Origin of the sequence: Serratia fonticola (assembly GCF_001006005.1) — a bacterium.
In the GTDB taxonomy this organism is placed as follows: Bacteria; Pseudomonadota; Gammaproteobacteria; order Enterobacterales; family Enterobacteriaceae; genus Chania; species Chania fonticola.
The window spans coordinates 5,356,835-5,382,060 of the sequence record NZ_CP011254.1 but is presented as its reverse complement, the minus strand read 5'-3'; the positions used below and the strand labels follow the sequence as shown (position 1 = coordinate 5,382,060).

Genomic DNA, 25,226 nt, shown 5'->3' with positions numbered 1-25,226 from the left:
TTACCGCAGTATGAAGGCAGTGAACAGCACATCGCTGACCACTTGCTTCGGTTGTCCCGTAACCAGCGGTGGGCTGAGCACGTCTTTTATCTGTGCCACCAGTTGCTGTTTCCCTTGCTCGTTGGCCAGTTGGCTTGCTTCCTGTCGTGAAAGCAGCATTAGCAGACGGCTACGCACTTCCGGCAGAAAATCGTTCAGCCGGCGGCGTGTTTCTTCATCTGGCAGGCGCAGCGTCAGGCCGATATACAGCACGCGGTCCGTGTTGTTATCCGGCGTCACCAGATTGACGGTAAAGGTATCCAGCGGCATAAACACCGGTGCCGGAGGTGGCTGTTTTTTTTCCTCGGCGGTGGGTTGACCGTTCTTATGCTGCTGCATCAACCACCAGCTATAGCCTGCGGCACCACATGCGCCCAAGGCGATCAGTACCAGCAGGATCACCAGTATTGGACGTTTTTTTGTTGCTGCTGTTGGAAGGGAGTTCTGAGACATTACTAAGCCAAATCCTGTTCTCTGCGTGCAGATAGGCAGCACGCAATACATGTAAAGCTATTATCCCGCTTATTCTGGGCTGCAATAGCCAGAATAGGCGGGGAAAAGCGTGCCAGCTTGGGCGTTTGCACGCCGTCAGGCGAAAATATCAACGCCGTCGACCGAACGGGCCATCGCCTGCAGCGCCGCTGGGGCGCTCAGGGCTTCAACGCCGGTTTCGGCGCTGCCGTGTTGTTCACGGTAAGAAGGCTGCCCGCCTTGGTGAGAGGCCTGCTGCTGTGACTGTTGCGGCTGCGGCAGTGACTCACCGCCAACGCTGCTCTGGCCAAGGTTGATGCCACTTTCCGCCAGCGCATGGCGTAGTTGGGGCAGCGCGGCTTCCACCGCCGCACGAACCTGGCCGTGTGCCGAGGCGATATGCAACTGGGCCTGGTTATCGTCGAGCTTCAGCGTGATTTGCAAGGCACCCAGTTCCTGCGGATGCAGGCGTAACTCGGCGCTCTGCTGGCCGTTGCGGTGGAACATCAGCACCTGCTGACTCAGCGCCTGTTGCCATTCCGGACTGCCGAGTTGAGCGTTCAACTGTGGCGTTGCCGGTGCGCTCACTGTCGCGCTGACGGGTTGGCTGGCGATCACCGGGCTGGAAACTGGCGCAGGGGCCGTGTGCTGTGGCGTTGCAGTAGATTGCGTCGATTCAGCCGCCAGTTTCAGTGGGGTGGTGCCGCTATCCTGATTGTCATCGGCCTGAGAAGACAGTACCGCCGCCGCGTCAGTTTTGGCGGCCAAGGCGGATTTATCGTCTGCGTTCGGCTGCGATTTTGACGCTGGCAGACCGGTAGTGGATATCGCGGGTTTTTCGCTCAGGGTGGCTAACAGTGATGCAGCTCCTGTCAGCGGCGTTTCGTCCCCGTTTGGCTCAGCGGCGGTTGCAACCCCATTCCCCGGTAACGACTGCACTACATTGGCAGGCAGCATGGCAAACAGGGCCTGCAAGCTGGCCGTATCCAAAGTATCGACAGGGTGCAACGGCTGTTCGTCATCGCGCTTGGTTAACCGGGTTTGGCTATCGTCTGCCGTATCCAGTTCCTGCGGAGCGGCCAGCAACCGGCCACGATCGCTAAACGAGGTCAGCAGTTGGTTAAGCTGTTGGCGGCTGAGGGTTGAGATTTGTGGATCTTCGGCCAGTAGCTGGGCCACGTTCGGCTTGCCTTTCAGTTGACCTTCGGGCGTGAAGCGCTCGCCGAGCAGTTGAGCAAAGCTGGCAGACAGTCCGGCATCATCCAACGACAGCGCGGTAAGGCCAGTCTCCGTGCCGTCAGCGGTCGCTGGCAAGCCAGAGAGAACGTTGAGATTCATGGGTTTAGATTCCTTTGTGAACTGCGTTGAGCGAACTCATCCATCAGTTTTTGGTCACGCTTGTTTTCCAGTATCAGTTCGGCGCTGAGGGCACGGGTGTTGAGCGTTTCAAAAGCGTTCAGCCGCTGCTGTTTGTCCTGCCACTGCTTGACCGCCCGTTCTACCTTCTCGCTCCACTGCAGCAACTGCTGGCGATGCTGGCTGATGGCCTGCTCGAGCGTGCCGATAAACTGCTGGTAGTTTTGCCAACTGGCGGAACCCATGCCGCTAGACAGAGTGTTGTTCAGCTTTTGCCGATACTCATCCTGGTAGTTGAGCAGCATGGCAAGCTGTTGCTCCGCCGCCTGTTGCGCCTGACGTGCCTGGCCGAGGTGCTGTGCGGCCTGTTCTACGGCATCCTGCGCCAGATCGCGCAGGATAATCAGCGGTGATTGTGGTTTCATGGTGCTCAGGCTCCGTGGTTAAACAATCAGTTGCTGCAACTGCTGGCAGGCATCGTCGTAGCCGCTACGCTCGAAGATGCCCTGTTGCAGATAGGCTTCCATCTGCGGATACAGCGTCATGGCCTTGTCCAGCAGCGGATCGCTGCCTGCGGCGTAGGCTCCTACACTGATCAGATCGCGGTTACGTTGGTAACTGGCCAGCATCTGTTTGAAGTTACGTACCCGCCGGTAATGCTCCTCGTCGATCAGCGAGGTCATGGCACGGCTGATCGAAGCTTCAATATCGATGGCGGGGTAGTGGCCCGCCTCCGCCAAGCGCCGGGAAAGAACCACATGGCCATCAAGGATGGCACGTGCCGAATCGGCAATCGGGTCTTGCTGGTCATCACCTTCGGTCAACACGGTATAAAAAGCGGTAATGGAACCGCCGCCAGTGATGCCGTTACCGGCACGCTCTACCAGCGCAGGCAGTTTGGCGAATACCGAAGGTGGATAGCCTTTGGTAGCCGGCGGTTCCCCGATCGCCAAGGCGATTTCACGTTGCGCCATGGCGTAACGGGTCAGGGAATCCATAATCAGCAGCACGTGTTGGCCACGATCGCGGAAATCCTCAGCTATGCGGGTGGCATAGGCGGCACCTTGCATGCGCAGCAGCGGCGAAACGTCTGCCGGTGCGGCGATCACCACCGAACGGGCACGCCCCTCGGGGCCGAGGATATTTTCGATAAAGTCTTTCACTTCGCGGCCACGTTCGCCGATCAGCCCGACAACGATCACGTCGGCCTGGGTGTAACGCGCCATCATGCCGAGCAGTACGCTTTTACCCACGCCAGAACCGGCGAACAGGCCCATGCGCTGGCCGCGGCCCACGGTGAGCAGCCCGTTGATGGTGCGCACGCCCACGTCGAGTACCTGTTCGATCGGGGTGCGCTGCAACGGGTTGAACGGGGCGGTGATCAGCGGCGCGCGGTAGCCGGTATCTGGTGCTGGCAGACCATCGAGCGGTTTGGCAGCGCCGTCGAGCACCCGGCCAAGCAATGCCGGACCAAGGGGTAACTGTTTACTGGCGCTTTGCCCTTCAGGGGAGACGCGAGCATAGACCCGAGCGCCGGGCACGATGCCGTCGACTTCTTCCAGCGGCATCAGGAACAACCGCTGGCCGTTAAAACCGACCACCTCGCTTTCTACCTCCTGCACCACACCGCTGTCATGGCGTTCGATCAGGCAGGTGGCCCCCAGCGGTAACTGCAAACCGGTGGCTTCCAGCACTAGCCCGGTGGCTCGGGTCAGGCGCCCATAGCGGCGCACCGCGGGCGCACGGGCAATGCGTTTTTCCAGACTGTCCAGCGAGTTCAGCCAGCGGCCGAGACGAACGGTCATCACAGCTCTCCCGGTGCGGCCAGACGGCACAGCTCATGCCAGCGGGTGGCCAGGCTGGCATCCAGATCGCCTTCTTCTGCGCTGACCTTGCAGCCGCCTGGGTGTAACTGTCCGTCGGCCAGCAGCCGCCAGCCGTGCAGGCTGAGGGTGACACCAAGCTGCTGCTCTACCCGTTCGTAATCATCCGGGTGTACGCGCAGCTGCGGTTTGCCGCTGAACATCGGTTCTTGCTGGATCAACTGTTGGATCTGGCCGAGCAGGGCGGTGCCGTCGCACACCGGCGCTTGGCCGATCACCTGTTTGGCCGCCGTCAGGGCCAGCTGCATCAGGCGTGAGGCAATCACGCTGTCGAGCGCGTCCAGCGTGTGCTGGAACTCGGTGACCAACTGCTGCCAATGTTCCGTGATCGGTTGCTGCTGCTGTTGGCCTGCCAGAATGCCTTGCTGACGGCCTTCCTCCAGCCCGGCCTGGAAACCGGCGTCATAGCCTTTCTGCTGGCCCTCGGCAAAGCCTTGTTGCTGACCTTGTTGTTGGGCCTGCAGACGCAGCATCTCCAGCCGTTGCTGTTCGTTGATGCTGTCATCCTGCGGGATGACGATCACCTCAGGTGGGGCTTCGGGTTCCAGCACCGGTTTGGGATCCGCCAGGTCGTTAAGCGACCAGGGCTGCCAGGGCAGGGTGTTGAGGCGATCAGACATAGGTGTCCTCGCCACCGCCGATGATCATTTCGCCGGTTTCTGCCAGGCGACGTACCACCAACAGGATGGCCTTCTGTTCGTTCTCCACCTGCGACATGCGCACCGGGCCACGGTTGGCCAGATCGTCGCGCAGGATATCGGCGGCACGTTGCGACATGTTCTTGAGGAACTTCTCGCGTAGTGGCTGTTCGGCCCCTTTCAAGGCGATCAACAGGGATTCGCTTTCCACGTCCTGCAACAGGCGCTGGATGCTGCGATCGTCCACTTCCACCAGGTTTTCGAACAGGAACATTTCGTCGATGATCTTCTGCGCCAGCTCGCCGTCGTAGTCGCGCATGGCACCGATAACCGCCTCTTCCTGCTGGGTTTTCATCAGGTTGATAATCTCGGCGGCGGTACGGACGCCACCCATTTTGCTGCGCTTGAGGTTCTGGCCGTCCAGCAGATTGTTCAGCACTTCGGTCAGCTCTGCCAGGGCGTCTGGCTGTACACCGCCGAAGGTGGCGATACGCAGCATCACGTCGTTGCGTAGGCGCTCCTCGAACTGGGCCAGGATATCCGCCGCCTGGCCACGCTTGAGGTGTACCAGGATGGTGGCGATGATCTGCGGGTGTTCGTCGCGGATCAGATCGGCCGCGCTCTGCGGCTCCATAAAGTTGAGCGTTTCCATGCCGGAGGTGTCTTCGCGTGATTCGAGAATATCCTCCAGCAGGCTGCTGGCACGTTCTTCACCCAAGGCTTTAACCAGCACCGAGCGCAGATAGTCGCTGGCATTGACGCTCAGCGCGGCATACTGTTCGGCATCGTCTTCAAACTCGCTGAGGACTTCCCCCAGCTGTTTGTGGGACACCTGACGCATGCTGGCCATGGTGCCACTCAACTGTTGCACTTCCCGTGACGAGAGGTGCTTGAAGACTTCGGCGGCGCGATCTTCGCCCAGCGTCATCAGCAGGATGGCGCTCTTTTCGGTACCTGTCAGGCTCATAGTTCGTTACTCATCCATTGGCGGATCACCAGGGCGACCACGCGTGGATCTTTATCTGCCAGTTCGCGGATCCGCTGGCCCTGGACTTCAGCATTGACGCGCTGCTGTGATTTCTTATGCAGCGCCTGCTCTTCATGACTTGGCTTGTTGACCTCCGCCGGGCGGCTAGCTGGCGCCTTGGCAGCGGTGATCGCGGCCTGTTGTGCGAGCTGACGGCTTTGCAGCTGTGGGCGAACCAGCTTGCGCCACAGGATCCAGGCCACCAGCAGCACCAGCAAATAGCGGCCGGCGTTGAACAACTGATCGATAAACGACTGTGACTGCCAGAAAGGCAACTCGCCGCCGGTCTGCTCTACATCGTTGAACTGGGTGTTGACCACGTTAAGCGTATCGCCACGGCTGCTGGAGTAACCCATCGCTTCACGGACCAGCGACTCCACCTGGGCCAACTGTTCTTTGCTCATCGGCAGCGGTTTGCCGTCCTTATCGGTGCCCAGGGTGTTGAGCACCACGGCGACCGACAGGCGTTCCACCGCCCCAGCCTTGTGCTGGGTATGACGAATGGTGCGATCCACCTCATAGTTGGTGGTTTCATCACGGCGACTGTTTTGCGCTACGTTACCGCTAGCCCCGGTACGGGTGCTGTTATTGGCATTGTTTGCCGTGGCGGGAGTATTAGTATTGCCCGCAGCCGTAGTTTTTGGTGTTTCTATCGGTGCAGTCGGTGCTGCACTCGGCTGGTTGGAAAGGGCACCCGGTACGCCGCCGATCGGTTGCCCGCCGTTCTGTTCACTCTGGCTGAACTGTCTGGAGCGTATCGCGGATTTATCCGGCTGCTGGTTGGGCTGGTACTGTTCGTCGGTTTGCTCGCGGGTGGAGAAATCGATTTGTGCCGTTACCTGTGCACGCACGTTCGCGCTGCCGACAATCGGTGCCAGAATGGCTTCAATACGGCGCTGATAGCGGTTCTCAACCTCATTGGCGTACTTCAGCTGTGCGGCATTGAGATCGCGCCCGGTGCCGTCGGATTGGGTCAGCAAGCGGCCAGCCTGATCGACCACCGTGACGTTGCCCGGCGGCAAACCGGCCACGCTGCTGGACACCATATACACCACGGCATTGATCTGGCCGTCGTCCAAGGTGCGGCCAGGTTGCAGCGTTAGCGTTACTGAAGCCGAAGGGTTCTTTTGTTCGCGCACAAACAGCGAAGGCTTAGGCAGCGCCAGATGCACACGGGCATTCTGTACCGGCCCCAGGGATTCGATAGTGCGTGACAGTTCGCCTTCCAGCGCGCGCTGGTAGTTGATCTGCTCGCTGAACTGGCTGATGCCGAATTTTTCCTGATCCAGCAGTTCAAAGCCGACGGCGCCTCCCTTAGGCAGCCCCTGTTGCGCCAGACGCAGGCGGGTTTCATGCACCTTTTCCGCCGGGATCATCAACGCAGAGCCGTTCTCGGTAAAGCGATAGGGGATGTTCATCTGCGTGAGTTGCGTGACGATAGCGCCGCCGTCGCGATCGTTGAGATTGCTGTACAGCACGCGGTAATCCGGGCTTTTGGCCCATAGCGTCAGCGCAACCACGATGGCGATCGCCGCCGAGGCCGCGATCAGCAGTGGAATTTTAGGGTTGGCACGCAGGCGATTCCATAGGGCCAGCAGGCCGTTATCACGGCTTTCACCATTCATGCTGGTACCCACTCTGGTGGGTTCGAGGTATGGCTAGCGTTGTTGTGTGATGACAAAACAGACTCCCTGAATACTCAGTTCTTTACGGCCTAACAAAAGCGCCCCCATTTTTGGGCATGCCATTATTTGCTCTAGGGGCAAATTTTGATGGCCCGATAAACCGGTGTTTTTGCAGTTAATTAGCCGCTTTAACCGGAAAACACTGTGGTAGGGTGTTCAGCATCGGGATCATGCAGGCGAATGAAGGCGCGGTTTTCCCGCCGTCTTTCAGGCCACCGCTTGAAATCCATAGGGTATGAATGAAGTGACGAGGTCATGATGGCAATTCAGGGTATTGAAGGAGTGGTGCAGCAGTTGCAAGCCACGGCAGTTCAGGCCGGAGCGCTGCGACAAAACGATCCGGTGCAGGGAGCAAGCTTTGCCAATGAGTTAAAGGCGGCTCTCGGTAAGATCAGCGAGACTCAACAAACTGCGCGCCAGCAAGCACAGAATTTTGAATTGGGAGTGCCGGGTATCAGTTTGAACGACGTGATGGTCGATCTGCAGAAGTCTTCGGTGTCTTTGCAACTGGGAGTGCAGGTGCGTAATAAACTGGTTGCGGCTTATCAAGACGTGATGAATATGGCGGTGTAGCGGTAAATAAAGGGTGGCTTTAGCGCAAGCTCTGTATTGGCGTAAGCCTCCCTAATGTGATTCTCAGTGGTTTTCGACCCATTTGCCTAATCAATAAATCATGGCAAGCCGGTGTCTTGAGCGTCGACGGTGTTTTTTATGGGCAACACCAATCTTTTTACTATCAATAACTTTGGCGTGTTTCTTAAAGGAAAAAAGGCATAAAACAGTCAGTGATGCTACCAAATACTCCATTATCTTATCCTCCTTGAAATTGGTTAATTAAGCTAATATTTGTAGTTATTGTCCTAAATGTCAATTAACCGGGATATAAATTAGATATATCCTTATGGCGTCAAGGAACTATCTCATATTTTTGAGTGGAGTCATTCTCTGTTGCTTTTGGCCCACGCAAAAAGTATAGGCCGACGGTGAGGCAATTGAGTCTCATTCAAGCACTGGCAGAAAACCGCGAACTGTGTAACTTAAAGAAATACCTCTATTTTATTGAAAGACCTAATTCCTAATGTACGGTGGTTGTTATTTTTTTGATCGTACTTTGGAGTCTGCTGATGCTGTTGTGGATAAGATGAACGATGCACAGCTTTGGCAAGGATGTTATTTCTTCTACGGAAATAATCGCGCTAATAGTATTTACTCAGGAAAGGTGATGAGCACTAAAAGTGAAGTGAGATGGCGTTTTTTCAGCATCGTTATGTTAATTGTGTTGGCCGCATTAATCTATGTGTTAGTTAAGTTCAACTGATGTACGGGCCACTCTGGGTGGCCTTCGTCACATCCTCAGCCTGCCGTTGTTATTCCTCTACCGTATTTAGCCATGGATATGCCGGGGGCTGCGCGGCGGTGGGCTGCATAATTCGCTGGTGCCCACGGATGGCGGTAGGCGCGAAGCCGAATCGTTTACGGAAGCGTTCGGCAAAACGGGAAGAACTCTCATAGCTTACATATTGTGCAATGGCGGAAATCGGCCAGTCTGTGGCCTGCAATAACAGCAGCGCGCGGCTCATACGTACGTCGATCATCAGGCTGCGCAAGGCGCTATTCTCCGCCGACAGTTTACGCCGCAGCACCACCTCGCTCATCATCAGATTCTCAGCCACTTCGGCGGCGGTCCAAATCCGTTGCGGATCGCTTGCCAGCAAGCGGCGCACCTGCTGGGTCAGATTATTGGCTTCCTGGTGAGTGAATCGGATCCCCAGGTGTGCCAGCCACAGTAGGATTTCGCACATCTTATGGCGGATAATCATCTGGGGGAAACGATCGTGCAGCGTCAGTGCCAGCGCCGCGGTTTCAAAACTGTGCAAAAACGGGCAGGGCAGCTTCGTCAGCGTAGTGACGCCGGTGAAAGGGAGCGGCGGCGGCGCGATAGGCGCATTAGCTAGCGTATCAAACAGCAAGGGATCGCAAATCAGCAGCTGGCAGCTGAATATTCCGCTGTCTGAAAGGCTATTAATCACATCGGCGGTTAGCCCACCTTCTATGATCAACAGCTCCCCAGCGCGAGCTACCACCTCCCGCTGCTGCCACTGTATACGTGTTTGCCCTTGCTGGATCAAAAACAGATGCGTCTGCTCAAAATAGAGCGACGGAAGTCGCAGTTCAGTATGCTGAATGATGTGTGCTGAAGCACCGATCCCAGGACAAAAATTAATTAAGCGTTCCATCAATATTCATTTCATCGTTATTATCTACGAATATCTTTACGCTTTGCTGGGGGCTGGAGCAACATTTTTTCGCCTGTTGCCGATCACAACTCGGTAATTTACTTGTCAAGAATCAGTTTCCTGTTGAACAGAAAACGTCCGTGTCGGGATAAGTGTTATCCATTAAATCGGCAATAGTGCCAGCGGTTTGCATTTTCATGCATTACCTGCCATACGAATTATTCAAATCTCATGCGTTTATATTATGGTGCAACGGGATAATAATAGTGTTTTATCCTATTAATTACTTAGGACAGGCGGTTAAACATAAGATTTATCTTGATTGCGGCTCACCAAGCAGCAAAGCGCGGTCATGGAATTGACCGTAGGTGCTGTTGACCGCGCTCTGGCGGGTAGACTGCCCGATCAAAACCGTTAATTCGTCCATGCGTAGCTGCATCAGTCGCTTCACTTCGGTTTCGTTGCTGAGGATTTGCTGCAATTTACTGCGTAAAATATCCTGCAAGGTCGAAGACGGCTCAGGGAAACCCGCCAGTTGGGCGGTTTTTTCTACCGCCTGGACGTAGGTGATCTCCATTTCAATCAGCGCATCCCACTGGCCAGCCTGTGCCAGTGTGATCATCTGCTCGCTCAGGGTATGGATCTGTTGATAGGCCGATAGCAGTTGTTGGTGGTGTTCCATTATACGCCGTCCTGAACGGGTTGATAATTTGGGCCAATTTGGCGCCAGGCGTCGGCAATGTTCTCCAGCAGCCCGCTGACCTCGTCAAGGGCTGCCACATCATTGTGCAGGTTGGCCTGCATCAGACGGCGTTTCATATAGTCATATAAGGCGGCGAGATTATCGGCGATCTCCCCCCCCTGTTCATGATTGAGGCCATTTTTTAGCCCGTTATCAATGATATTAATCGCTTTTGAGATCGCCAGCCCCTTGCCGGCGATATTCCCCTGATTCATCAGGATGCGTGCACGAAGCAGGGCGCTGAGCGCCCCGTCGAATAGCATCACGATGAGCTGGTGCGGGCTGGCACCCATCACGCCACTTTCTACACTAACCTGGGCGTAAGCCTGGGTTCCGCTGCGGTTGTACATGCTATTTTACCTGGTTAACGCGCCTATTTAGACGTGAACTGTTGGGTTAAATAATTACTGGTACCATTCAGTTTCGACATCATGGTATCCAACTGAACAAATTGCTGTTTGTAACGATCGATGGAGTTTTGAATGCTTTCGGTCACGCGGGTGATTTGGGTATTCAAACGGTCGAGGTTGGTGTTGATACTCTTGGTCGAGTTCTCAATCACGCCACCGGCCTTGATATAGTTTTGGATCTCATTGTGGATTTCCGTTGCCATACCGCTCTCCTTACCATCTCCAGCGAAGAAATTGGCTACCTGATCGGGTTTTTCATCGATAGCTTTTTTCAACTTGTCGCTGTCCAATTCCAGTTTGCCGGTTTTGGTATTGGTAGTAATACCCAGGTTACCCAGGCCCTTCAGCTCTGGATTGTCCTGTGCGGCGCTGAGCGCGCTCTTAATTGAGGATTGGATGCCGCGCAGCGTGTTGTCGCCCAGCAATGCCCCGTTTTTGGCGTTCTGCTCTTCGCCACTCTTGACCGGGGTGTATTTGGTCAGGGAATTAAAGGTATCCAATAGCGAGTTATAGCTATCAACCCAAGCCTTGACCTTGTCCGAGGTGCCGCTTTTATCGGCGGTGACCACCAGGTTCTGCGGTTCGCCCGGTTTGGTGGTGGTTTTCAGATCCAGCGTCACCCCTTGCAGGGCGTCGGCGATCGAATTGGTACTGCGCTTGATGGTGGTGCCGTTAATGGTCAACTCGGCATCCTGGCCTTTGACCGTTTCCTTCATCGCGTTGCTGGTGCTGGTAGGATCATAATTTAAGATCGCCCCCAGTTTATCGTCATTGTTAACCTGCACCTTAACCGTATTGTTTTCGCCGGTAGTGGAGGAACTGATGGCCAACTGATATTCGTTGTCGCCTACGCGCATGATGGTAGCGTTTACCCCGGCCTTGGCGCCGTTAATCGCATCGCGCATTTCCAGCAGTGAGGTTTGATCGTCACCCAGCGGGATTTTGACCTCTTTGGGCGGGTTGCCGGCGGTGATCGAAATCGAACGATCGCTGGCGCCACTAGTGCCCAGTTTCTCCGCTTGATCTTTAATATCCGCCTTTGTCGTCAAGGTTTGCGGCTGCGCCAGGTGCAGAACCTCGACGCTGTAGTTACCCGGGACCGATTTGGCGTTGGTAGTCACGTTAAACTGATCGTGAGTGGTGGCAGTAGTATTGTTAAAGAATTCTGGCTTGGCCAAATCCTTGCTCAGGTTATCGAATTTTTCCAGCGAGCTTTTCAGCGTGCCGTAGGCGGTCAGCTTGGCGTTATAGCTGGTTTGCTGGGTAGTATAAGGTGTCAGACGTTGTTGTTCCGCCTTGCTCAGCTTGTCCAGCAAGCCGTTGAGGTCCAGCCCTGAGCCGATGCCTAATGAACTAATCGATGCCATTCGTGATTCTCCTATGGTCAATGACTTTTACGCTCTATGCGTTATCGGCTCAGTATTCAAAAAGTTTACGGGTAAATAGAAAAAACGATGGCGCAGTAGAAGAGGGAAAAACAGCGTTATTCGCGCCATTGGCGAAAAGTGAAAAAAACGCAAAAAAAATCTAAAGGTTGCGGGGGGAGCGCCGATACCTGAGGAGACGGTGGTTGACGCCGTGGACCAACAAGGTCCGAACCCTTTAATTGTGAATGCGAACGTCGCAACTGATTCGTAAGGAAAGCAAATTATGGCACAAGTAATTAATACCAACAGCCTGTCGTTGATGGCGCAGAACAACCTGAACAAATCTCAGTCTTCTCTGGGGACCGCTATCGAGCGTCTGTCTTCCGGTCTGCGTATCAACAGCGCGAAGGATGATGCTGCGGGTCAGGCGATCTCTAACCGTTTCACCGCTAACATCAAGGGCCTGACTCAGGCTTCTCGTAACGCTAACGACGGTATCTCTCTGGCGCAGACCACTGAAGGCGCACTGAACGAAGTCAACGACAACCTGCAGAACATCCGTCGTCTGACCGTACAGTCTCAGAACGGTTCTAACTCTTCTAGCGACCTGCAGTCAATCCAGGACGAAATCACCCAGCGTCTGAACGAAATCAACCGTATTTCAGAGCAGACCGATTTCAACGGCGTGAAAGTGCTGAGCGGTGACCAGAAGCTGACTATTCAGGTAGGTGCTAACGATGGCGAAACCATCGATATCGATCTGAAAAATATCAATGCCAGCACTTTGGGCCTGGATAAATTCAGTGTTGCTGATGGTGTTGATGTTGGTAAAGTTGGAGCGGCTCCAACTACAATAGCAACGGGTAAAACCTTGGCTATCGATAGCGATGGCAAGCAAGCTGGCGGTGCTGCTCCAGCCAGTTACAAAACAGATGATGCAACTGGCGATCTGTATGCCATCGGCGCTGATGGTAAGTCTTATAAAGCCACCATTGACAATGCCACAGGCAAAGTGGGCACCATCGCCGGTACAGAAACAGATACTACATCAATGACTCTGTCTTCGGCCACGACAGTTAAACAAGAGGTAGCTCCAACAGGTGCTGATGCTGCTAATCTGAAATCTTATGATAGCGGTAAGTCATATGTTATTCAGGAAGGCACTGGCACTGATGCCAAGTACTTCAAAGCTACCGTAGATGGTGACGGTAAAGTTAGTAAAGGCGCGGAAATGAGCACCGATCCTAAAACCACCGATCCACTGGCAGTACTGGACAAAGCTCTGTCACAAGTTGACGGCCTGCGTTCTTCCCTGGGTGCGGTACAGAACCGTTTCGATTCTGTTATCAACAACCTGAACAGCACAGTGAACAACCTGTCTGCTTCCCAGTCTCGTATTCAGGATGCCGACTACGCGACCGAAGTGTCCAACATGAGCCGTGCCAACATCCTGCAACAGGCTGGCACCTCTGTTCTGGCCCAGGCTAACCAGTCTACCCAGAACGTACTGACCCTGCTGCGTTAATCGACTCTCTCCGATTAGCCTTGTCATCCAAACCCTGCTTCGGCAGGGTTTTTTGTCTTCGGCTGCCGTCAGAGTTTTTACATGGCACAAATAAAGCCCGTTTTGTACGGCTGTTCAGACGATTGGTATTGCGCCTGCTACGGATAATAGCCATGACTCCGTTATCCGCAGGTTAGACATAGTGAGCGATCTGTATACCGCCGAAGGCGTCATGGACAAAAATTCTCTCTGGCTACGCTACGTACCGTTAGTGCGCCACGAGGCGTTACGCCTGCAGGTTAGGCTGCCCGCCAGCGTGGAACTGGACGATCTGCTGCAAGCAGGGGGAATAGGGCTGTTAAACGCGGTTGAGCGTTACGATGCCCTGCAAGGAACTGCCTTCACGACCTATGCCGTGCAGCGTATTCGCGGAGCAATGCTCGACGAGTTGCGTAGCCGCGACTGGGTGCCGCGCAGCGTACGCCGCAACGCTCGGGAAGTGGCGCGCATGATGCAGCAGTTGGAACAGCGGCTTGGCCGCCCGGCCAGCGAAATGGAGGTGGCACAGGGGTTGGATGTCTCGCTGGACGAGTATCGCCAGATCCTGCTGGACACCAATAATAGCCAGCTATTTTCTTACGACGAATGGCAGGAAGAGCATGGCGACAGCGCCGAACCGGTGCTGGAAGGTCATGAAGCTGCCAATCCGCTACATCAACTGTTGGAAGGCAATCTGCGCCAGCGGGTGATCGATGCCATCGAGGCGCTGCCGGAACGCGAAAAACTGGTGCTGACGTTGTATTACCAGGAGGAGTTGAATCTGAAGGAAATTGGCGCAGTGCTTGATGTGGGCGAGTCGCGAGTCAGCCAGTTGCATAGCCAGGCAATTAAACGCCTGCGGGCACGTCTGGCCCAGGACAACTGAACCCCAAAGCCTGCCCCCCTAACCAACCTGATTACTGCCGCAATAAATGGACTGCAAATGATGCCAGGAAAACAGTTGAAGAAACGGCCACTCAGCCGCTACCTGAAAGATTATAAACACAGCCAAACCCATTGCTCCCAGTGCGAGAAGGTGCTCGACCGCATGGCACTGGTGTTCCGTGGCAAGATCATCAATAAGGAAGCCATCGCCCGGATGGATCAACCGATTGACGATCTGGTCTGGCAAAACGTGCAAAGCGAGTTGACCGCGCTATGCCGGTTTTGTAGTGAAATCTCCTGTAATAGTCACCCCAGCTACTTCGACATCATGGCGTTTAAACAATATCTGTTTGAACAGACCGAGATGAACCACAGCACCATCCGCGAATATGTCGTACGCCTGCGGCGCCTGGATGAAATGCTGGTGGCACACAACTATCCTGCCGATCAGTTTGCCAGCGCGTTCAACCATCAGCGTATTATTGACGATCTGCCACCGGCGGCGAACGATAACTACCGTATCGCGCTGCGTAAATACGACCAATACCTGGCCTGGCAAAAAAGTTACTGAGACTGCGGACCCTTCTCCGCCAACTCACAATGTAGGGGCGCTGCATGCTGCGCCCGTTCAACTCCGTATTAATTAACTCGACTCGGCCAGCCGGGTTACCCTGCAGCCACCCCCACGAATAAAGAGTGATTATTCAGAGCACATCTGATAAATCTATCACTCAAACACCGTTATTTTATTCCCTGGGGGAAGTTGTGGATCTGCAACAGCAACTGGCGCAATTCCCGCGCCTGGATTTGGTTGGCTCTGCCACGCCGCTCGAAAAGTTATCCCGCCTTTCAGACTACCTTGGCCGCGACATTTACATCAAACGTGACGATGTCACGCCGATGGCCATGGGTGGTAACAAGCTGAGAAAACTGGAGTTTTTAGCCGCCGATGCGGTACGCCAAGGGGCCGATACCCTGGTTACCGCCGGTGCCATTCAATCCAACCACGTTCGCCAGACCGCCGCCGTGGCGGCCAAGCTCGGCCTGCATTGCGTTGCGCTGTTGGAAAACCCCATTGATACCAAAGCGGAAAACTACCTCAGTAACGGTAATCGTCTGCTGCTCGATCTGTTCAATGTTGAAGTGGTGATGTGCGATGCCTTGCACGATCCGCAGATGCAACTGGCCGATCTGGCCACACGTTTGGAAGCCCAGGGTTTCCGTCCTTATGTCATCCCCGTAGGAGGTTCCAATGCGCTCGGCTCATTGGGCTATGTGCAGTGTGCGCTGGAAATTGCTGCGCAAAGCCATGGCGTCACCTTCAGTTCGATCGTAGTGGCATCCGGCAGTGCCGGGACTCACGCTGGCCTGGCGGTGGGGCTACAGCAACTGCTGCCGGAGAGCGAACTGATTGGCGTGACCGTTTCCCGCAAGGTGATCGATCAGTTACCGAAGGTTGAACAACTGCAAAAAGCGGTCGCCTGTTCGCTGGATATTGACGAGCTGGCCCCCATAACCCTGTGGGATGACTATTTTGCCCCGCAGTACGGTATGCCGAATGACGAAGGTATGGCGGCGGTGAAGCTGCTGGCGCAGCAGGAAGGTGTACTGCTGGACCCGGTCTATACTGGTAAGGCGATGGCGGGGTTGATTGATGGCATCAGCCAGAAACGTTTTCGCGATGAAGGTCCGATCCTGTTTGTGCACACCGGTGGGGCACCGGCGCTGTTCGCCTATCATCCACAGGTCTGATGCCGAGCACAGTTGTTATTCCATTTAGAACTATAGTTATTAGGTTATATTCCTTTATGAAGTGTTTATGACTGTTAAAGTCATGAAATCAAAAAGATAAACAACAGATGGGGTGTCTATGGTCTTTTCAAAATTTCGTCGTCAACTGCTGCTGGGTGTGATGGCTGTGGCGCTGACCACCGGCTTGAACGTCAAAACCTACGCTGCCGATAACCTGCTCGATCAGGTCAAGCAGCGCGGCACGCTGATCGTTGGGCTGGAAGGCACCTATCCGCCGTTCAGCTTCCAGGGTGAGGACGGCAAACTGACTGGCTTTGAGGTGGATTTCGCTAATGCACTGGCGGAACATCTGGGGGTGAAGGCCAAGCTCAACCCAACCAAATGGGATGGCATGTTAGCCTCGCTGGAGTCCAAGCGTATCGACGTGGTGATTAACCAGGTCACCATCTCCGATGAGCGTAAGAAAAAGTACGATTTCTCTACCCCGTACACCGTTTCCGGTATCCAGGCGCTGGTGAAGAAAGGCAATGAAGGCATTATTACCAAGGCCGACGATCTGAAGGGCAAGAAGGTCGGCGTGGGTCTGGGCACCAACTACGAACAGTGGCTGCGTGAAAACGTGCAGGGTGTTGATGTGCGTACCTACGACGATGACCCAACCAAATATCAGGATCTGCGCGTAGGCCGCATCGATGCCATTTTGGTCGACCGTCTGGCGGCGTTGGATCTGGTAAAGAAAACCGGTGATACGTTGGCCGTCGCTGGCCCGGCATTCTCTCGTCAGGAAGCTGGCGTAGCGGTGCGTAAAAACAATCCGGAACTGCTGGCCGCTATCGATCAGGCGATTGCCGAAATGCAGAAAGACGGGACGTTGGCGAAGATCTCTGAAAAATGGTTTGGCGCGGACGTAACTAAATAATGCAAGAGAGTATCCAACTGGCGCTGGATTCAGCGCCATTTTTATTACGGGGTGCGCTGTTAACCCTCCAGCTCAGTCTGGGGGGCATGGCGCTCGGTTTGATCCTCGGTTTTTTGCTGGCGCTGATGCGCCTTTCGCCGTTATGGCCGATCTCCTGGCTGTCACGCATCTACGTTTCCCTGTTTCGCGGAACGCCGCTGATCGCCCAGCTGTTTATGATCTATTACGGCTTACCGCAGTTTGGCATCGAGCTGGATCCGTTCCCGGCGGCATTAATCGGCCTTTCATTAAACACCGCCGCCTATACGTCGGAAACGCTGCGTGCGGCGATTTCCTCGATCGATAAAGGGCAATGGGAAGCGGCGGCCAGTATCGGCATGACGCCCTGGCAGACTCTGCGCCGGGTTATCCTGCCGCAGGCGGCTCGCACCGCGCTGCCTCCGCTGGGCAACAGCTTTATCGGGTTGGTCAAGGATACCTCGCTGGCGGCGACTATTCAGGTGCCGGAGCTGTTCCGTCAGGCGCAGCTGATCACCTCACGTACGCTGGAAGTGTTCGCCATGTATCTGGCGGCATCGCTGATCTACTGGGTGATGGCCACCTTGCTTTCCGCGTTGCAGAACCGTCTGGAAGCGCACGTTAACCGTCAGGATCAGGAGTAGCCGATGAGCGCCATCGAAGTCAGACAGTTGGTTAAAAAGTTCAAAGGGCAGACCGTATTGCACGGTATCGATCTTGAGGTGAACGCGGGAGAAGTGGTGGCGATTATCGGGCCGAGTGGTTCCGGTAAGACGACCTTGTTACGCAGCATCAACCTGCTGGAGGTGCCGGATTCTGGCACTATCCGTGTCGGTGACATCTTGATCGACAGCGCTCGCCCGCTGAGCAAACAAAAAAATCAGGTACGGGCCCTGCGCCAGCAGGTGGGCTTTGTGTTTCAGAGCTTCAACCTGTTTCCCCACCGTTCGGTGTTGGAAAACATCATTGAAGGACCGGTGATCGTTAAAGGAGAGGCCAAGGCCAGCGCTGAAAAGCTGGCGCGTGTCCTGTTGGCAAAAGTGGGGCTGAGCGGTAAAGAGCAGGCTTACCCTAAACGTTTGTCTGGCGGTCAGCAGCAGCGCGTAGCCATTGCCAGGGCGTTAGCGATGCAGCCCGAGGTCATTTTGTTTGATGAACCGACCTCTGCGTTGGATCCTGAGCTGGTTGGCGAAGTGCTCAATACCATTCGCGCCTTGGCAGAAGAGAAACGCACCATGGTGATCGTCACCCACGAAATGAGCTTTGCCCGTGACGTGGCCGATCGCGCCATTTTTATGGATCATGGCCGCATTGTTGAGCAGGGGCCAGCGAAGGCGTTGTTCGCCAACCCGCAGCATCAGCGCACCAAGCAGTTTCTGGATAAGTTTCTCAATCAGTGATCTTGTCAGGGGGCGATGCCCCCTTAACCTCGTTATCCTGCCTTTAACAACTCATTACGCGCTGCGGCGGCGAGAAATGCGCTGCGGCTGCCATAGCCCGGATGCTGCTGCACCAGCGCATCAATGCGGTTGAGCAGCCTGTGGGGCAACGTGATATTGATGCGTTCTGCCCGGCCATCGAACTTGTCCATATTGATATCCACCAGCAGCCACTGCCCGCCGTTGAGGGCGTCGTTGCCCTGAGCCAGATGGAAGGACACTGTTTGTGGGCGTGGAATGGCCTGATTCTCTTCGCTCAATAATTCAAAGTGGGCATCCAGAGCGCTTTTGGCATCCTGGAAGGTTTGATCGAGACTGTCTCCGGCAAAGTAGCAGCCTGGCACATCGGGAAAGAAGCCGCTGGCGCTGCCATCCGGCTCGGCATGTATATAAGCGGGATAAAACATAGCGTTACCTCGTCATTGCGAAATGGTCTAGGAATTAAGCAGCCCTGCATCCTTCATGATTTGCCGCAGCGTTCCCAATTTCACATCCTTATTGGGATGAGGCACGGTGATCACCAACGATGAGTTAGGGTGTTTGAATTGATGGTGGCTGCCTTTGATCCGTTGTAAAACCCAACCATGGCTTTCGAGTCGTTTAATCAGTTCTGAACTTTTCACCTGTTCATTCCTTATAATACACACCATACACATTTATTGGCAAGGAGATGAATACGGTATAGGCTGACTTTTATGCAGGCAATAAAAAACCCCGCGTCAATGCGGGGTTTGCGAAAAGGCTCGCAATTGGGGCTTTCTGCTAGGGCTCTTTGGATGTTCGTGGTGCTACTGGCTACTCAACAGAATCTATTAGTGAAAGGCAGAAGAGAATTCGCAGACCACTTCCTTAACGCTGCTAATCTTGCCAATGCCGCCAGCGGCGCCAGACACCGTGATCACCCCATATTGGTGGTCTCCGTCTAACATACCTGTCTTGATGATGCCCACTTCGCTCTCGCCGCGTCCCGCGCGGATACTCTCGGTGGCGATGACGCGAATATCTCCCGCCGGAGTATTAATTTCGACCAACTCCTCAGACTGAACGTCGACAATGGCTTGCTTGGTATTGAGGCTGGCAGGGGATTCAAACGTGGTGATAAAGCGTGTACCAACATAGATCCCGGCAGCTCCCATTGCCATGGCCGCCTTTGCGGTTTTCAGGTTATAGATACCTCCGGCGGCAATCACCGGGATTTTGACTACATCGGTGACCTGGGGCAACAGAACCAGGGTGCTGATACGGTGTTCACTCAGGTGTCCTCCAGCCTCATGGCCGGTGACAATGATCGCATCCACCCCGATATTTTCCGCCATAATGGAGTTCTCAACCGTCGGTGAGATTTCGCGGTGAATAACGATAACCCCGGCCTCTTTCAGCCTGCGGATGTATGCTTCACCTTTGGTAATATCCTTACCGCTGGTTATGACGATGTTAATTTTTTCCTGCAGGATGACCTCCAGTAACGGCTCGGCGTATTTAAAACTGATATCGACTCCTTCGATGGGTAGGAGGTAATTAACGGCAAAGGGTTTATCCGTTAAGCTTCTGGTTTTCCTTATTTCCTGGCGGAAAGCCTCTACGGTCGCAACTATTCCGCCATTGGCAACCTGGCGTCCGGCATTAGGGCCTAATACACCCAGCCCCCCGGCGTTTGAGACCGCAGCGGCCAGTTCGGCAGAGTTCAGCCACACCATGGAGGCTTGAATAACCGGTGTTTCGATAGCTAATAAACTCTGTAATTTCATGATTCCATTCCTTAGTAAAGTTTTGCGTAGGACGATCCTTACAGGTTATGTAACGATCGTTATTTAATGACCATACGCGCAGAGTGGTGATGATGCAATCATATTTTGTAATGATCGTTATTTTAAATGGCGCCATGGTATAAACTGGGGCAATATTTTATAGTGATCGTTACATAAATGGTGTCACCAAGGCCCTGGAGCCCTATACATGAGAAAGGATCTACCGGAGCGGCCTGCACGTGGCAGGCCTAAAAAACTCGATCGCGACGATGTGTTGGAAAAGGCTATGGGGTTGTTCTGGCGCTTTGGCTATGAACCCACGTCGATGTCTCAACTGATTGAGGAAACAGGAACCAAACCCTCTTCGCTATACGCTGAGTTTGGTAGCAAGGAAGGCCTATTTTGTGCTGCGGTGGATAAGTATCTGGCTACTTACGGCCACGCCAGAGATGTGATCCTTGAACAGGACGATCTCCCTTTGCCACAGGTGATTGAGCAGTTGCTGCGTACTTGTGTTGATTGGTTTACCGACACAGAGACTCCCGCCGGCTGCTTTATGGTTGTTGCCACTTTTGGGATGTCTGCTGAGGATGAGGCGTTATTTAACCAGCTTAGCCAGCCAAGAAATTCCGCAGAGAAAAAAATTGTCGAGTGCCTGGAGCTGCGCGTTCGCCAGGGAGAACTGCCGGAAAACACCAACTGTGTTCTGTTGGGTAAGTACATTGCCAATGTCATCCAGGGCATGTCTGTGCAAGCCCGCAATGGAGCAACCCGAGAAGAGCTCTCTGGTTTGGTGGATATCTTTATGGATCAATGGCAAGCGATATCTGCATCCTGACGGCTTTTGAACTGCCATACCTCAGACAATAAAAAACCCCGCATTGCTGCGGGGTTGGTGGTGTCACTCGAATTTGGCGATTAACCGATAGTCATCAGGCTGGCGTTACCCCCGGCGGCAGCGGTGTTGACGCTCAGTGAACGTTCGATCAACAGGCGTTCCAGCAGGATGTTGGTTTCACCGCGAGCGAAACCTTGCACCGAGACAATGGCACCGCTGCGTTGTGCGATTTGCTCACACAGGGTACGCAGTTGATCGGCGTCGCCGTGATAGATGGCCGCATCAAACTCGACTTTATCCTGCGCCCAATCCTTGGTGAAACCGATCCGTGCCTGTACGGCGGCTGGCAAGCTGCGATACAGCGTGCGCTGCAATTCTGCCTCCGGCCACAGCGCCTGGCTGCCAACCGCCAACACGGCGGCCAACTGGTTCAACGCATCGGCGTTGTTGTCCGCCAGGCACAGCACGCGTTCGCGTGGCAGCAGGGCGTAAGTGTTGCGTTCCCCGGTTGGGCCAGGCAGCGGACGTACGGTGCCACCCTGGCCCAGTTCGGCGTATTGTTGCGCCAGGACTGCCAACTCGCGATGGTTCTCCGCCACGGCCCATTGTTCCAAGGCCTGATGCGGCACAAGCAGCGTAGGGCGTACGGTAGCTTCCAGAGGACGCTCGTTATCCTGTCGATTCAGAGTACGCTGCACGGCATCCTGTGGACGGCTGGCCAGCAGGCGGTACAGATAGAGTGGCCCACCGGCTTTCGGCCCGGTGCCAGACAATCCCTCGCCGCCAAACGGCTGAACGCCTACCACTGCACCCACCATATTGCGGTTAACATACAGGTTACCGACCTTGGCATGATCGGTGACTCTGGCGATGGTTTCATCGATACGCGTATGGATACCCAGCGTCAGACCATAGCCTGAAGCATTGATCTGATCGACCAACGCGCCCAGATTGGCACGCTGGAAGCGAACGACGTGCAGCACCGGGCCAAAGATCTCTTTTTGCAGCTCGTCAAAGCTTTCCAGTTCGATCAGCGTTGGCTTCACAAAGGTGCCGCGAGCCCACTCTTTCTCATCATCTCCCAGGCTTTTTGCCGCCTGATAAACCTTGCGGCCTTTGGCACGCATGGCCTGGATATGGCGTTCAATGCCGGTTTTGGCTTCGGCGTCGATCACCGGGCCAATGTCCGTAGACAGGCGTTCTGGATTACCCATCCGGCATTCGGCCATCGCCCCGCGCAGCATTTTCAGGGTGTGTTCTGCCACGTCTTCTTGCACGCACAGGATGCGCAGGGCAGAGCAACGCTGTCCGGCACTGTCGAAGGCGGAGGCCACGACGTCGGTCACCACCTGTTCGGTCAGGGCGGAAGAGTCGACGATCATCGCGTTTAAACCACCGGTTTCGGCAATCAACGGGGTCGGACGGCCTTGAGGATCCAGACGGCCTGCGATATTGCGTTGCAGAATGCCCGCAACGTCAGTAGAGCCGGTGAACATCACGCCGCGTACGCGGGCATCATTGACCAAGAGGGAACCGACGGTTTCACCCTGGCCAGGCAACAGTTGCAGCACACCCTGAGGAATGCCAGCCTCCAGCAGAATACGCACCGCCTGGGCGGCGACCAACGGCGTCTGTTCTGCCGGTTTTGCCAGCACGCTGTTACCCGCGGCAAGGGCGGCGGCAACCTGGCCGGTGAAGATGGCCAGCGGGAAGTTCCACGGGCTGATACAGACTACCGGACCTAACGGGCGATGACTGTCGTTGGCGAAGTCGTCACGCACTTGGCCAGCGTAGTAATGCAGAAAATCAACCGCCTCACGGACTTCTGAGATAGCGTTATTAAAGGTTTTACCCGCCTCGCGAACCAGGATCCCCAGCAGGCTTTGCAGCTGGCTCTCCATCAGTTCTGCCGCGCGTTCTAAAATAGCGGCACGTTCGGAAGGTGGGGTAGCAAACCAGATCGGCCCAGCCGCGGCAGCGGAGTCTAATGCCCGGCTGACTTCACCTTCGGTGGCCTCGCGCACATAGCCGACGATATCACCCGGTTCGGCTGGGTTGATCACCGGTTGTTCAACACCTTGATCCAACGGAGCATCAATAATCGGTTCGGCACGCCATTGTTGGCTTGCGCTGGTGAGCAGGGCGCTGGACAGTGAAGCCAATCGCTGTTCGTTAGCGAGATCCAGACCGCTGGAGTTAACGCGTTTTTCACCATATAGCTCACGCGGCAATGGAATGCGCGGATGTGGTAAACCTATGCGGCCTTCGCTAGCCGCCATGGCCTCGACCGCGCTGACCGGATCGGCTACCAGCTCGTCGAGCGGCAGGGTGGCATCGGCGATACGGTTAACGAACGAGGTATTGGCACCATTCTCCAACAGACGGCGTACCAGATAGGCCAGCAGCGTTTCGTGCGTGCCAACCGGCGCATAAATACGGCAAGGGCGGTTCAGCTTGCCGTCGGCCACTTTGCCTACCACCTGCTCGTACAGTGGTTCACCCATGCCGTGCAGGCACTGGAATTCGTATTGGCCCGGATAGTAGTTATTGCCTGCCAGATGATAAATGGCGCTCAGGGTGTGGGCGTTGTGGGTAGCAAACTGCGGATAAATCAGGTTCGGCACCGCCAGCAGCTTGCGGGCGCAGGCCAGATAGGAAACGTCGGTATACACTTTGCGGGTATACACCGGGTAGCCTTCCAGGCCATCCATCTGGGCGCGCTTGATTTCGCTATCCCAGTAAGCGCCTTTAACCAGGCGGATCATCAGGCGACGGCGGCTGCGGCTGGCCATATCGATCACCGCATCAATGGCAAACGGACAGCGCTTCTGGTAAGCCTGAATAACAAAGCCGATGCCGTTCCAACCGGCCAACTGCGGCTCAAAGCACAGCTTTTCCAGCAGATCGAGGGAGATCTCCAACCGATCGGCCTCTTCGGCGTCGATATTGATGCCGATATCGTATTGGCGTGCCTGCAACGTCAACGACAGCAAACGTGGATACAACTCTTCCATCACGCGATCGTACTGGGCGCGGCTGTAACGTGGGTGCAGCGCTGAAAGTTTGATCGAGATGCCGGGGCCTTCATAGATGCCACGGCCATTGGAGGCTTTGCCGATAGCGTGGATTGCTTGCTGATAGGAAACCAGATAGGCCTGCGCATCGGCTTCAGTCAGTGCGGCTTCACCCAGCATGTCGTAGGAGTAGCGGAAACCTTTGTCTTCCAGCTTACGCGCATTGGCCAGCGCTTCGGCGATGGTTTCACCAGTCACAAACTGTTCGCCCATCAGGCGCATTGCCATATCGACCCCTTTACGGATCAACGGCTCGCCGCGTTTACCGATGATGCGATTCAGTGCGCTGGAGAGATTGGCTTCATTATGGGTAGACACCAGCTTGCCGGTAAACAGCAGGCCCCAGGTTGCGGCGTTGACGAACAGCGAAGGGCTGCGGCCAAGGTGGGAGTGCCAGTTGCCGTTGCTGATTTTGTCGCGGATTAACGCATCGCGCGTTGGCTTGTCTGGAATACGCAGCAGCGCTTCGGCCAGGCACATCAGAGCCACCCCTTCCTGAGAAGAGAGAGAGAACTCCTGCAGCAACCCTTGCACCATACCGGCACGGCCGTTGGCACTCTTCTGGTTACGTAGCTTTTCGGCAATGCCATAGGCCAGTTTATGGGTGGCCTGTGCCAGATCGGCGGGTAAGCGCGCCTGTTCAAGCAGCATTGGCACCGCTTCGGTTTCCGGGCGGCGGTAGGCGGCGGTGATAGCCGCACGAGTAACGGACTGCGGCAGGATCTGTTCGGCAAACTCGAGGAAGGGTTGATGGGACTCTTCAGGCACCTGCGGCGCGACATCATCCGCTTCTGTTTGACCGGCAACGGCAAGTGCTGGAATTTCTGGCAGATCGGAACCGCTCTCCAGACGTTCAAGATAATTGAAAATAGCCTGCTTGATTAACCAGTGTGGCGTGCGGTCAATTCGTTGTGCCGCGCTCTTGATGCGATCGCGGGTTGCTTCATCGAGCTTCACGCCCATTGTGGTAGTGCCCATGCCAATCCAGCTCCTGTATTTGGACCCCTCATAACCGGCTAGATTAGGGGCGATCCGTAGCGTAATTAGGTTGTTGATGCCGACAATATCCTGCATGTTGCAACTTTGTGCAACCTTGTTAAATGCACTCCATAACGAAGTGTGACTCCAATCGATTTTTTAACATCTTGAGTGCTA

The 25,226-nt window shown here is 55.1% G+C and carries 24 protein-coding genes; 9 read left to right on the top strand and 15 right to left on the bottom strand.

From position 1 onward, the window contains the following. The 7 genes from fliL to fliF form a co-directional block, all read right to left on the bottom strand. Complete coding sequence (gene fliL, locus WN53_RS23885; protein WP_046808335.1) at positions 1-492, bottom strand: flagellar basal body-associated protein FliL; 492 nt, start codon at positions 490-492, stop codon at positions 1-3. A 135-nt stretch (positions 493-627) separates the two neighbouring features. Further along, a complete protein-coding gene (locus WN53_RS23880; RefSeq protein WP_024486399.1) occupies positions 628-1,848 on the bottom strand; it encodes a flagellar hook-length control protein FliK in 1,221 nt (406 codons plus the stop codon). Beyond that, complete coding sequence (gene fliJ, locus WN53_RS23875) at positions 1,845-2,291, bottom strand: flagellar export protein FliJ (protein WP_024486398.1); 447 nt, start codon at positions 2,289-2,291, stop codon at positions 1,845-1,847. The genes WN53_RS23880 and fliJ overlap by 4 nt, the downstream gene beginning before the upstream one ends. 18 nt (positions 2,292-2,309) lie before the next feature. After that, positions 2,310-3,671, bottom strand: coding sequence for a flagellar protein export ATPase FliI (gene fliI, locus WN53_RS23870; protein ID WP_024486397.1), 1,362 nt, complete (start codon positions 3,669-3,671; stop codon positions 2,310-2,312). After that, positions 3,671-4,369, bottom strand: a complete 699-nt coding sequence (fliH, locus tag WN53_RS23865; RefSeq protein WP_024486396.1) for a flagellar assembly protein FliH — start codon at positions 4,367-4,369, stop codon at positions 3,671-3,673. Before fliH ends, fliI begins: the two co-directional genes overlap by 1 nt. Further along, a complete protein-coding gene (gene fliG / locus WN53_RS23860) occupies positions 4,362-5,354 on the bottom strand; it encodes a flagellar motor switch protein FliG (protein ID WP_024486395.1) in 993 nt (330 codons plus the stop codon). The genes fliH and fliG overlap by 8 nt, the downstream gene beginning before the upstream one ends. Further along, positions 5,351-7,039 carry a flagellar basal-body MS-ring/collar protein FliF gene (fliF, locus tag WN53_RS23855; RefSeq protein WP_024486394.1) on the bottom strand — a complete coding sequence of 563 codons (1,689 nt, stop codon included), beginning with the start codon at positions 7,037-7,039 and terminating at the stop codon, positions 5,351-5,353. Before fliF ends, fliG begins: the two co-directional genes overlap by 4 nt. 318 nt (positions 7,040-7,357) lie before the next feature. Between fliF and fliE the strand changes: the two genes are divergently transcribed. Next, positions 7,358-7,672: a flagellar hook-basal body complex protein FliE gene (gene fliE, locus WN53_RS23850; protein WP_046808515.1), complete on the top strand. Its 315-nt coding sequence runs from the start codon at positions 7,358-7,360 to the stop codon at positions 7,670-7,672. 794 nt (positions 7,673-8,466) lie between these two features. Here fliE and WN53_RS23840 read toward each other — a convergent pair. The 4 genes from WN53_RS23840 to fliD form a co-directional block, all read right to left on the bottom strand. Continuing rightward, complete coding sequence (locus tag WN53_RS23840; RefSeq protein WP_024487097.1) at positions 8,467-9,336, bottom strand: helix-turn-helix transcriptional regulator; 870 nt, start codon at positions 9,334-9,336, stop codon at positions 8,467-8,469. Between the two features lie 313 nt (positions 9,337-9,649). After that, the gene (fliT, locus tag WN53_RS23835; protein ID WP_046808333.1) at positions 9,650-10,018 is read right to left on the bottom strand and encodes a flagella biosynthesis regulatory protein FliT; all 369 of its coding nucleotides are present in this window, start codon (positions 10,016-10,018) and stop codon (positions 9,650-9,652) included. Next, entirely contained in the window at positions 10,018-10,428 is a 411-nt protein-coding gene (fliS, locus tag WN53_RS23830; protein ID WP_024528884.1) for a flagellar export chaperone FliS, read from the bottom strand. Before fliS ends, fliT begins: the two co-directional genes overlap by 1 nt. Positions 10,429-10,451: 23 nt before the next feature. Next, positions 10,452-11,855 (bottom strand): flagellar filament capping protein FliD, encoded by a 1,404-nt coding sequence (gene fliD, locus WN53_RS23825; RefSeq protein ID WP_024486811.1) that lies wholly within the window; start codon positions 11,853-11,855, stop codon positions 10,452-10,454. 283 nt (positions 11,856-12,138) lie between these two features. Between fliD and WN53_RS23820 the strand changes: the two genes are divergently transcribed. The 7 genes from WN53_RS23820 (at position 12,139) to tcyN (ending at position 18,372) form a co-directional block, all read left to right on the top strand. Continuing rightward, positions 12,139-13,380 (top strand): FliC/FljB family flagellin, encoded by a 1,242-nt coding sequence (locus WN53_RS23820; protein WP_024486812.1) that lies wholly within the window; start codon positions 12,139-12,141, stop codon positions 13,378-13,380. 181 nt (positions 13,381-13,561) lie between these two features. Continuing rightward, positions 13,562-14,284 carry an RNA polymerase sigma factor FliA gene (locus WN53_RS23815; protein WP_021180968.1) on the top strand — a complete coding sequence of 241 codons (723 nt, stop codon included), beginning with the start codon at positions 13,562-13,564 and terminating at the stop codon, positions 14,282-14,284. 60 nt (positions 14,285-14,344) lie between these two features. Then, entirely contained in the window at positions 14,345-14,854 is a 510-nt protein-coding gene (gene fliZ, locus WN53_RS23810) for a flagella biosynthesis regulatory protein FliZ (protein WP_024486813.1), read from the top strand. A gap of 194 nt (positions 14,855-15,048) precedes the next feature. Further along, on the top strand, positions 15,049-16,035 hold the full coding sequence (locus WN53_RS23805) for a D-cysteine desulfhydrase (protein WP_046808332.1): 987 nt from the start codon (positions 15,049-15,051) through the stop codon (positions 16,033-16,035). 118 nt (positions 16,036-16,153) lie between these two features. Then, positions 16,154-16,954 (top strand): cystine ABC transporter substrate-binding protein, encoded by an 801-nt coding sequence (gene tcyJ / locus WN53_RS23800; RefSeq protein ID WP_024485644.1) that lies wholly within the window; start codon positions 16,154-16,156, stop codon positions 16,952-16,954. After that, positions 16,954-17,616: a cystine ABC transporter permease gene (gene tcyL, locus WN53_RS23795; RefSeq protein ID WP_021180972.1), complete on the top strand. Its 663-nt coding sequence runs from the start codon at positions 16,954-16,956 to the stop codon at positions 17,614-17,616. The genes tcyJ and tcyL overlap by 1 nt, the downstream gene beginning before the upstream one ends. A 3-nt stretch (positions 17,617-17,619) precedes the next feature. Continuing rightward, positions 17,620-18,372: an L-cystine ABC transporter ATP-binding protein TcyN gene (tcyN, locus tag WN53_RS23790; protein ID WP_021805696.1), complete on the top strand. Its 753-nt coding sequence runs from the start codon at positions 17,620-17,622 to the stop codon at positions 18,370-18,372. Positions 18,373-18,404: 32 nt separating this feature from the next. On the opposite strand, the gene WN53_RS23785 is transcribed toward tcyN, so the two are convergent. The 3 genes from WN53_RS23785 to WN53_RS23775 form a co-directional block, all read right to left on the bottom strand. Next, positions 18,405-18,818 (bottom strand): type II toxin-antitoxin system HicB family antitoxin, encoded by a 414-nt coding sequence (locus WN53_RS23785; protein ID WP_024485643.1) that lies wholly within the window; start codon positions 18,816-18,818, stop codon positions 18,405-18,407. A gap of 27 nt (positions 18,819-18,845) precedes the next feature. Further along, entirely contained in the window at positions 18,846-19,034 is a 189-nt protein-coding gene (locus WN53_RS23780) for a type II toxin-antitoxin system HicA family toxin (RefSeq protein WP_021805694.1), read from the bottom strand. A gap of 189 nt (positions 19,035-19,223) precedes the next feature. Beyond that, complete coding sequence (locus WN53_RS23775) at positions 19,224-20,159, bottom strand: NAD(P)H-dependent flavin oxidoreductase (protein ID WP_024485642.1); 936 nt, start codon at positions 20,157-20,159, stop codon at positions 19,224-19,226. 208 nt (positions 20,160-20,367) lie between these two features. Between WN53_RS23775 and WN53_RS23770 the strand changes: the two genes are divergently transcribed. Next, positions 20,368-20,997: a TetR/AcrR family transcriptional regulator gene (locus WN53_RS23770; RefSeq protein ID WP_024485641.1), complete on the top strand. Its 630-nt coding sequence runs from the start codon at positions 20,368-20,370 to the stop codon at positions 20,995-20,997. Positions 20,998-21,077: 80 nt separating this feature from the next. Here WN53_RS23770 and putA read toward each other — a convergent pair whose 3' ends face one another. Further along, positions 21,078-25,049, bottom strand: a complete 3,972-nt coding sequence (putA, locus tag WN53_RS23765; protein ID WP_024485640.1) for a trifunctional transcriptional regulator/proline dehydrogenase/L-glutamate gamma-semialdehyde dehydrogenase — start codon at positions 25,047-25,049, stop codon at positions 21,078-21,080. Positions 25,050-25,226: the final 177 nt, after the last annotated feature.

Coding starts and splice junctions, on each gene's coding strand:
- WN53_RS23820 (WP_024486812.1), top strand. CDS start 12,139: ATGGCACAAGTAATTAATACCAACAGCCTGTCGTTGATGGCGCAGAAC.
- fliZ (WP_024486813.1), top strand. CDS start 14,345: ATGCCAGGAAAACAGTTGAAGAAACGGCCACTCAGCCGCTACCTGAAA.
- fliJ (WP_024486398.1), bottom strand. CDS start 2,291: ATGAAACCACAATCACCGCTGATTATCCTGCGCGATCTGGCGCAGGAT.
- WN53_RS23775 (WP_024485642.1), bottom strand. CDS start 20,159: ATGAAATTACAGAGTTTATTAGCTATCGAAACACCGGTTATTCAAGCC.
- fliH (WP_024486396.1), bottom strand. CDS start 4,369: ATGTCTGATCGCCTCAACACCCTGCCCTGGCAGCCCTGGTCGCTTAAC.
- WN53_RS23785 (WP_024485643.1), bottom strand. CDS start 18,818: ATGTTTTATCCCGCTTATATACATGCCGAGCCGGATGGCAGCGCCAGC.
- fliE (WP_046808515.1), top strand. CDS start 7,358: ATGGCAATTCAGGGTATTGAAGGAGTGGTGCAGCAGTTGCAAGCCACG.
- fliD (WP_024486811.1), bottom strand. CDS start 11,855: ATGGCATCGATTAGTTCATTAGGCATCGGCTCAGGGCTGGACCTCAAC.
- tcyN (WP_021805696.1), top strand. CDS start 17,620: ATGAGCGCCATCGAAGTCAGACAGTTGGTTAAAAAGTTCAAAGGGCAG.
- fliF (WP_024486394.1), bottom strand. CDS start 7,039: ATGAATGGTGAAAGCCGTGATAACGGCCTGCTGGCCCTATGGAATCGC.
- fliG (WP_024486395.1), bottom strand. CDS start 5,354: ATGAGCCTGACAGGTACCGAAAAGAGCGCCATCCTGCTGATGACGCTG.
- fliL (WP_046808335.1), bottom strand. CDS start 492: ATGTCTCAGAACTCCCTTCCAACAGCAGCAACAAAAAAACGTCCAATA.
- fliI (WP_024486397.1), bottom strand. CDS start 3,671: ATGACCGTTCGTCTCGGCCGCTGGCTGAACTCGCTGGACAGTCTGGAA.
- WN53_RS23880 (WP_024486399.1), bottom strand. CDS start 1,848: ATGAATCTCAACGTTCTCTCTGGCTTGCCAGCGACCGCTGACGGCACG.
- fliT (WP_046808333.1), bottom strand. CDS start 10,018: ATGGAACACCACCAACAACTGCTATCGGCCTATCAACAGATCCATACC.
- tcyL (WP_021180972.1), top strand. CDS start 16,954: ATGCAAGAGAGTATCCAACTGGCGCTGGATTCAGCGCCATTTTTATTA.
- WN53_RS23840 (WP_024487097.1), bottom strand. CDS start 9,336: ATGGAACGCTTAATTAATTTTTGTCCTGGGATCGGTGCTTCAGCACAC.
- WN53_RS23770 (WP_024485641.1), top strand. CDS start 20,368: ATGAGAAAGGATCTACCGGAGCGGCCTGCACGTGGCAGGCCTAAAAAA.
- fliS (WP_024528884.1), bottom strand. CDS start 10,428: ATGTACAACCGCAGCGGAACCCAGGCTTACGCCCAGGTTAGTGTAGAA.
- tcyJ (WP_024485644.1), top strand. CDS start 16,154: ATGGTCTTTTCAAAATTTCGTCGTCAACTGCTGCTGGGTGTGATGGCT.
- putA (WP_024485640.1), bottom strand. CDS start 25,049: ATGGGCACTACCACAATGGGCGTGAAGCTCGATGAAGCAACCCGCGAT.